Below are 6,646 nucleotides of genomic sequence, written 5' to 3' on the forward strand. Positions count from 1 at the left end.
CCCGGTGGCACTCATATTGTCGATTAATCCAGGCCCTCGGCACCGTTGGACTTGATGATCTTCTGGTAGGCGTAGAAGCTGTCTTTGCGGCGTCGCTCGTAGGTACCGGTGCCGTCGTCGTACTTATCGACGTGGATAAAGCCGTAGCGCTTGCGCATCTCGCCCGTGCCGGCGGAAACCAGGTCGATGGGGCCCCACCAGGTGTAGGCGATCAGGTCGACGCCGTCGGCAATGGCCTCGCCCATGGCCTTGACGTGGCTCTGCAAGTAGGCGATGCGATACGGGTCATGGATGGAGCCGTCCTCCTCGACCTCGTCGTAGGCGCCCATGCCGTTCTCGACCACCATCAGCGGAATCTCGTAGCGGGCGTAAATCTCGTTGAGGGCGATGCGCAGGCCCAGCGGATCGATCTGCCAGCCCCAATCGGTGGACTCCAGATAGGGGTTCTTGCCGCCAAAGGTCATGTTGCCCTCGGTCATCTCGTGATCCTTGTGGGTGCCCACGGTGCCGGACATGTAGTAGCTAAAGGTGTAGAAATCGACCTTGCCGTCGGCGATATCCTGCAGGTCGCCGTCCTCCATCACGAGCTCGACATCGTTTTCGGCCCAGAAGCGCTTGGCATAGAACGGATACTTGCCGCGCACCTGCACGTCGGAGCAGTACCAGTTCATGGTATTCATCTCCTGCTGCGTGGCGAACACGTCGGCCGGATCGCACGTGGCGGCATAGGAGAGGATGAAGCAGTCCATGTTGCCCATCTTAAACTGCGGATAGTGCTCGTGGGCATAGCGCACGACGCGGCCGCTGGCGACAAACTGGTGATGCAGGGCCTGCATACGGGCCTGCGGCGTGGTGTGGACCGCCGAAGCCGGGCCCTCAAAGCCCTGGATCATGCTGGTCCCAAAGAGGTTACCCATGTCCTGGGTGCCGCAGTTGATCTCGTTGAAGGTGAGCCAGAACTTGACCTTGTCCTGATAGCGGTCGAAGACGGTCTGGCAGTACTTCTCAAAGAAGCCGATGAGCTCGCGGCTCGCCCAGCCATTGTATTTCTCGACCAGGTGATAGGGCATCTCGTAGTGCGACAGGGTCACGAGCGGCTCAATATTGTGAGCGCGCAGGCAGTCGAAGACGCGGTCGTAGAAGGCGAGACCTGCCTCGTTGGGCTCGGCGTCGTCACCGTTGGGGAAGATGCGGCTCCAAGAGATGGACATGCGGAACATGTTGAAGCCCATCTCGGCGAACAGCGCGATGTCCTCCTCGTAGTGATGGTAGAAATCGATGCCGTCATGGTTGGGGTAGAAGCGGTTAGGGTCGATGTCGATCGTAATCTGGCGCGGCTCCTTGTAGCTGCCACCCAAGAAGTGGTCGTCGACCGACGGACCGCGGCCGTCCACGTTCCAAGCGCCCTCAAACTGATTGGCGGCCGTGGCGCCGCCCCAATAGAAACCCTCGGGGAACTTGATGTTTGCCATGAGCATCTCCTTTGCATTGCGGGTCGATAGGCCGAGTATCGCCCACGCACGCGACAGGCAGGGGCAGGGGTGCCAAACCCGACACTTCTTTTCGCAGACGCGCGCTGCAACAGCGCTGCAGCTGAAACTTTTTGACACCGAAGGAGCGAAGACGATCCGCCCCGCGCTTACCGGCGGTATGCCGCGGGGGTGCAGCCATACTTGTCGTGAAACTTACGGTAGAAGAAGCTCATGTTTTCATAGCCCACCGCATGCGCAGCCGCCCCGGCCGTGGCGCCGCCGCGCAGAAGCTCGGCCGCATGTACCAGGCGTCGCTCCTGCACAAGCTGCCTAAAGGTCTTGCCCACATGCCGCTTAAGGAGCGCCGTCGCATAATTAGGGCTCAAGCCAAACTCCGCCGCCATCCCCTCGAGGGAGCACGCGGCGAATTCGCGATCGATATAGCCGAGCATTCCCGTCACCAGGGCAGTGGGCCCCGCCGCGCCGTCCGCCGCGCCGCGCACCAGCTCGCGCTCGTAGCAATCCATGAGCTCGGCCAAAAACAGCTGAAACAGACGCAAGACGATCTCGGGACCGTTGGGGCTCGGGTCGTACAGCTCGCAGAGCATCTCCTGCATGTAGCGCCGAATCCGACGGCTCTCGCCGCAATGAAAACGGACATGGCCCCGATGGTCCGTCTCGCTGTTGAGCGCGTTGAACAAAAACCGCGAGACCGCGCTCTCGCGCGAGAGGCTCGACTCGAGACTCCGGCGCAAAAAAGAGCGTGAAACGGTCATGCTCAGCATGATGTCGTCCTCGCCGAGCGCCGCCACGGCATGAGGGCAAAGGGCGTCGAGCAAAAGCACCTCGTTGCGGCGCAACTCGAGCCTCTCCCCCGCCACCGTCTGCGGGCAGCGCCCGCGATACACATAGCTCATCTCCACGTAATCATGCACGTGCTCGGGAACTGCATTAAAGCGCGAGTTTTTCCTTATCGTCAGGCCGCGCGGCATGCCGGGCTGGGCATAGGCAAACCCTGGCTGCCCAATCTTGCGCACTGGGCATCCGTCGATTTCGACATGCTCGGTCATAATCGACCAATCAAATGCCATGCCGTCTTTATAAGCGATCTCACTGGCGCTCAGTTCGCTGAGCCTACGCTCGAGCTCGTCGATCTCCATGGCTTGCCAATCGTTGATTTAGTCATAGTTCGTCGTGATTCAGATATTAGCAGAACGCGCCGACGCGTCCATAATCTGTGCTATGCAGCAGATCGATCGAGCCAAGGAGGATCCATGACCGCGTACTATCAGCAGGTGCTCGAGGGCACATACGACAACCACGTGCTTCCGTTTTTGTGGATGAAGGGCGAGAGCCATAAGACCATTGCCGAGTATCTGGAAAAGATCGCCGGCGCCGACATCCACGAGGTCTGTCTCGAAAGCCGCCCACACCCCGATTTTTGCGGCGAGGGCTGGTGGCGCGACTTGCACTTTGTCATTGACGAGTGCAGGCAGCTGGGCCTTAAGCTCTGGATCTTGGACGACGCACACTTCCCCACGGGCTTTGCCAACGGCGCCGTCAAGGAGGCCGTGCCCGAGCTCCGCAAGATCGTGCTCACGCACCGCACGTTCGACATCGTGGGTCCCACGTCCGCCGCGAGCATCGCGCTCGCCAACATGCTCGACAAAACGGAGCGCTTCTACGGCGTGACATTTATGCAGGACGGCAGCCCCGTCGACGTCGCTTACCGAGTAATCGACGATGCAGACGGCAACCCCAGCCGCCTGGTCTTCGATGCACCTGCGGGCCTCACGCAGGCATGCGTGATGTTCACGAGCGGCAAGACCTCCTACAACGAGGACTACATCAATATGGTCGGCCGCGCCTCGGTGGCGCAGCTCATCGATGCTGTCTACGAGCCGCATTTTGAGCATCTGGGCGATGAGTTTGGCAAGACGATCCTGGGCTTTTTCTCCGATGAGCCCGGCTTTGCCAACGAGAAGGGCACCACGGGCCCCGATGGCATCTCGGACACGCTCATCGGCAAGGCCACCGCGCCCCTACCCTGGTCGGCCGAGCTTGAGCGTCGCCTACGCGCGGCACTGGGCGAGCGCTACCTGGCCGAGCTCCCGCACCTGTGGGACCGCGAGCCGGCCGGCGCGCACGTACGCCACGTCTATATGGACATCGCGAGCACCCTCTATAAGGAGTGCTTCTGCGACCAGCTCGGAGACTGGTGCCGCGCGCGCGGCGTGCAGTACATCGGCCACGTTATCGAGGACAAGGACTGCCACGCGCGCCTGGGCGTGGGCACCGGGCACTACTTCCGCGCCGTGGGCGGTCAGGACATGGCGGGCGTCGACATCGTGATCAACCAGCTGGTACCCGGCATGGACCGCGGCCTTCACAGCTACGGACGCGGCGTGTGGGACCTCGAGTTCTATAACTACGTGCTGCCCAAGCTGGGCTCCTCGGCAGCACACCTCGACCCCAAAAAGCAGGGGCGCTGCATGGCCGAGGTCTTTGGCGCATTTGGATGGCACGAAGGCCTACGCGAGATGAAGTGGATCGCCGATCATTTTTTGGTGCGCGGCGTCAATTGGTTTGTGCCGCATGCCTTTAGCATGGCCGCCTTCCCCGACTGGGACTGCCCGCCGCATTTCTATGCGCATGGCCAAAACCCCCAGTTTGCACACTTTGGGCAGCTCATGAGCTACATGAACCGTACGGCGAGCCTGCTGAGCGGCGGGCGCGCAACGACCCCGGTGGCGCTTCTCTACCATGCGGACGCCGAGTGGGCAGGCGAGGCGAACTTTATGCAGCATGCCGCCTCCGAGCTTATGCGCGCGCAGGTCGACTTTGACATCGTGCCGGCAGAGGCATTTGAGGACGCAGGGCGCTATGCCGTTGAAATTGCCGCAGACGGTAGCGGCTTTGGCGTGAACGGCCAGGCATACCGCTGCCTGGTGATGCCCGGAGCCGAGTTTGTCGGCGGAGCCGTGCTCGACTTTGCCGCGCGTGCCGCAGCCGCAGGTGTTGCCGTGTACGCGCTGGATGAGTTGCCGAACAAGCGCTACGACGGTGACACTGCAGGCCGCGAGGGCTTTGCCTCCCTGGATGCAGCCGCGGTCGCCGGCATCAAGCTCCTGGCGACCACCGAGCTCGCAGACACACTTGCCAACACCGGCATGCAGACCGTGGTTTGCGCCGCGCCCCAGCCCTGGCTGCGCGCACTGCGCTACGAGCGGGCGGGCGAGAGCTATCTGATGCTCGTCAACGAGCATCCCAAGCAGGGTATCTCCACTCAGATTGCGCTTGCCGACGGCACACCCGTTGCAGGCGCGCGCCTCGACCTGCTCAACGGCACCGAGCCCGCCGCCTTTGACGGCACGCTCGAGCTGGCTCCCTACGAGAGCTGCATCGTGGTCCTTGGGGCTACAGGTTCCGTTGCTGTGGCAACCGCCGAAGACGAAGCCACATGCGTCGACGGGCCCTGGGCGGTTGCCTTCTCTGCCCCTGGCACCGATGCCTTTGGCGAGTCTGTTGAGCTTGCAGACCTGCACGACCTTTCCTCGGCCGAGTTCCCCGGCAAGGCCGGCACATTCCGCTACCGGGCCTCCTTTGTCCTGGGCGAAGCGGCCACCCGCACCGTCATCGACCTTGGCGAGGTCTTTGAGACCGCAACCGTCACCCTCGACGGCAAATCCCTCGGCACCCGCATCTGTCCGCCTTACCGCTTTGAGGCCGCCGCACTTTTAGCCGGCGAGCACGCGCTTACGATCGATATCATCAACACCCTCGACCACGCCGTCCCCGACATGTTCGGCATGACCGAGCCCTCCGATCCCAGCGGCCTCTTGGGGCCCGTACGCGTGCTCGGATAGCAGCCCGAGCGCAAACAACTCGGGCAGGGCACGCCCTATGTTGAGCCCGCGCAGCGTCGAGCGGTCCGTCGTTCATAGACCGGCGGACCAAAACTCCCAGCCAAGCCGAACGTTTTATTTATCGCTATGATTGGTTTATCGCGACGCAAACGCATAGGAGCCATATGGATATCAGGCGAAAGATCACGCAGGGCAAAAGCCTCACCCCCACCGAGCAACAACTTGGGCAAACGGCGCTCGCCATGGGCGAGGATGTGCGCGGGCTTTCCATTAAGGAATTTGCCGCGCGCGCCAACGTTTCGGTCGCGAGCGTTCACCGCTTTTGCAAAAAGCTCGGCCTCGAGGGCTTCAAAGATCTCAAGGTCGAGCTCATCCGCCAGGCGACCGAGGCGGGCAACCGGCGCGACGTGGACATCAACTTTCCCTTCGATGCCACCTCCACCCCTGCGCAGGTGATGGAACGCATGGAGGGGCTCTACCAGACCACCTTGGCCGAAACGCAGGAGCTGCTCGACCCTGCACAGCTCAACCACGCCGCCAAGCTCATCATGCGCGCCGGCACCGTGGACATCTACACGGGCTCGCATAACCTGTATCCAGCGGGAATGTTCCGCGATCGCCTGCTTTCCGCCGGCAAAAGCGCGACGTGCCACGACAGCGTCGAGGCTCAGGTGCGCACGGCGCTCGCCTCGGGTCCCGACCATGTGGCAATCATCATCTCCTACAGCGGCCTTGCCCCCAACCTCAAGGAGATCTTGCCGATCCTTAGCAGTCGACATGTCCCGGTCATCGTCATCGGCACGCCGTACTGTGCCCGCATTCACCCCGGCTTTGCCGCCTATCTCACGGTAAGCGACCACGAGAGCATGACGCACCGCATCACGCAGTTCGCCAGCCATATCGCCGTGCAATACGTACTCGATTCGCTCTATAGCAGCTATTTTGCCAAAGATTACGCCCGCTGCTCCGAGTTCTTAGAGCGCTCGTTCCCCTACACCCGCCTGCCCGGACTCAAGTAGCGACGAGCGTGGATTTTTGGACACTCAGATAACGAGCGTGGATAATCTCCCGTTTTTGACCTGGATGCAGGCTCAAAGTGGGAGATTATCCACGCTCATTTTGCGGGTAGTCATTGGGGACGTTCTTGAATGATTAGTCGTTTAAGAACGTCCCCAACGACTACATCAGGAGTGTCCCCAGGTGTCGGCAGAAAAGGAACGTCCCCAAGTGCCGCATCTGGACCAGGACAACGCCGATGTTTTGGTAGCGACAGACACTATGACCCAATCCGAGGGCACTAAAAAGATA

Annotated in this window: 4 protein-coding genes; 2 read left to right on the forward strand and 2 right to left on the reverse strand. The window is 61.5% G+C overall.

All coding sequences use genetic code 11. The features are described from left to right. Positions 1 to 23: 23 nt before the first annotated feature. Complete coding sequence (locus DW899_RS08210; RefSeq protein WP_117800618.1) at positions 24 to 1,472, reverse strand: glycoside hydrolase family 1 protein; 1,449 nt, start codon at positions 1,470 to 1,472, stop codon at positions 24 to 26. A 167-nt stretch (positions 1,473 to 1,639) separates the two neighbouring features. Continuing rightward, positions 1,640 to 2,632 (reverse strand): AraC family transcriptional regulator, encoded by a 993-nt coding sequence (locus tag DW899_RS08215; protein ID WP_117637203.1) that lies wholly within the window; start codon positions 2,630 to 2,632, stop codon positions 1,640 to 1,642. Between the two features lie 114 nt (positions 2,633 to 2,746). Here DW899_RS08215 and DW899_RS08220 point away from each other — a divergent pair, with 114 nt between their 5' ends. After that, positions 2,747 to 5,338: a glycoside hydrolase family 2 gene (locus tag DW899_RS08220; protein ID WP_117800619.1), complete on the forward strand. Its 2,592-nt coding sequence runs from the start codon at positions 2,747 to 2,749 to the stop codon at positions 5,336 to 5,338. Between the two features lie 164 nt (positions 5,339 to 5,502). After that, positions 5,503 to 6,357: a MurR/RpiR family transcriptional regulator gene (locus DW899_RS08225; protein ID WP_117800620.1), complete on the forward strand. Its 855-nt coding sequence runs from the start codon at positions 5,503 to 5,505 to the stop codon at positions 6,355 to 6,357. The last annotated feature ends 289 nt before the right edge of the window (positions 6,358 to 6,646 follow it).

It is taken from the genome of Collinsella sp. AM41-2BH (assembly GCF_003468085.1).
Classification (GTDB): Bacteria; Actinomycetota; Coriobacteriia; order Coriobacteriales; family Coriobacteriaceae; genus Collinsella.

Bases quoted from the DNA above. Each gene is read 5' to 3' on its own strand.
- DW899_RS08215 (WP_117637203.1), bottom strand. From the start codon at position 2,632: ATGGAGATCGACGAGCTCGAGCGTAGGCTCAGCGAACTGAGCGCCAGT.
- DW899_RS08220 (WP_117800619.1), top strand. From the start codon at position 2,747: ATGACCGCGTACTATCAGCAGGTGCTCGAGGGCACATACGACAACCAC.
- DW899_RS08225 (WP_117800620.1), top strand. From the start codon at position 5,503: ATGGATATCAGGCGAAAGATCACGCAGGGCAAAAGCCTCACCCCCACC.
- DW899_RS08210 (WP_117800618.1), bottom strand. From the start codon at position 1,472: ATGGCAAACATCAAGTTCCCCGAGGGTTTCTATTGGGGCGGCGCCACG.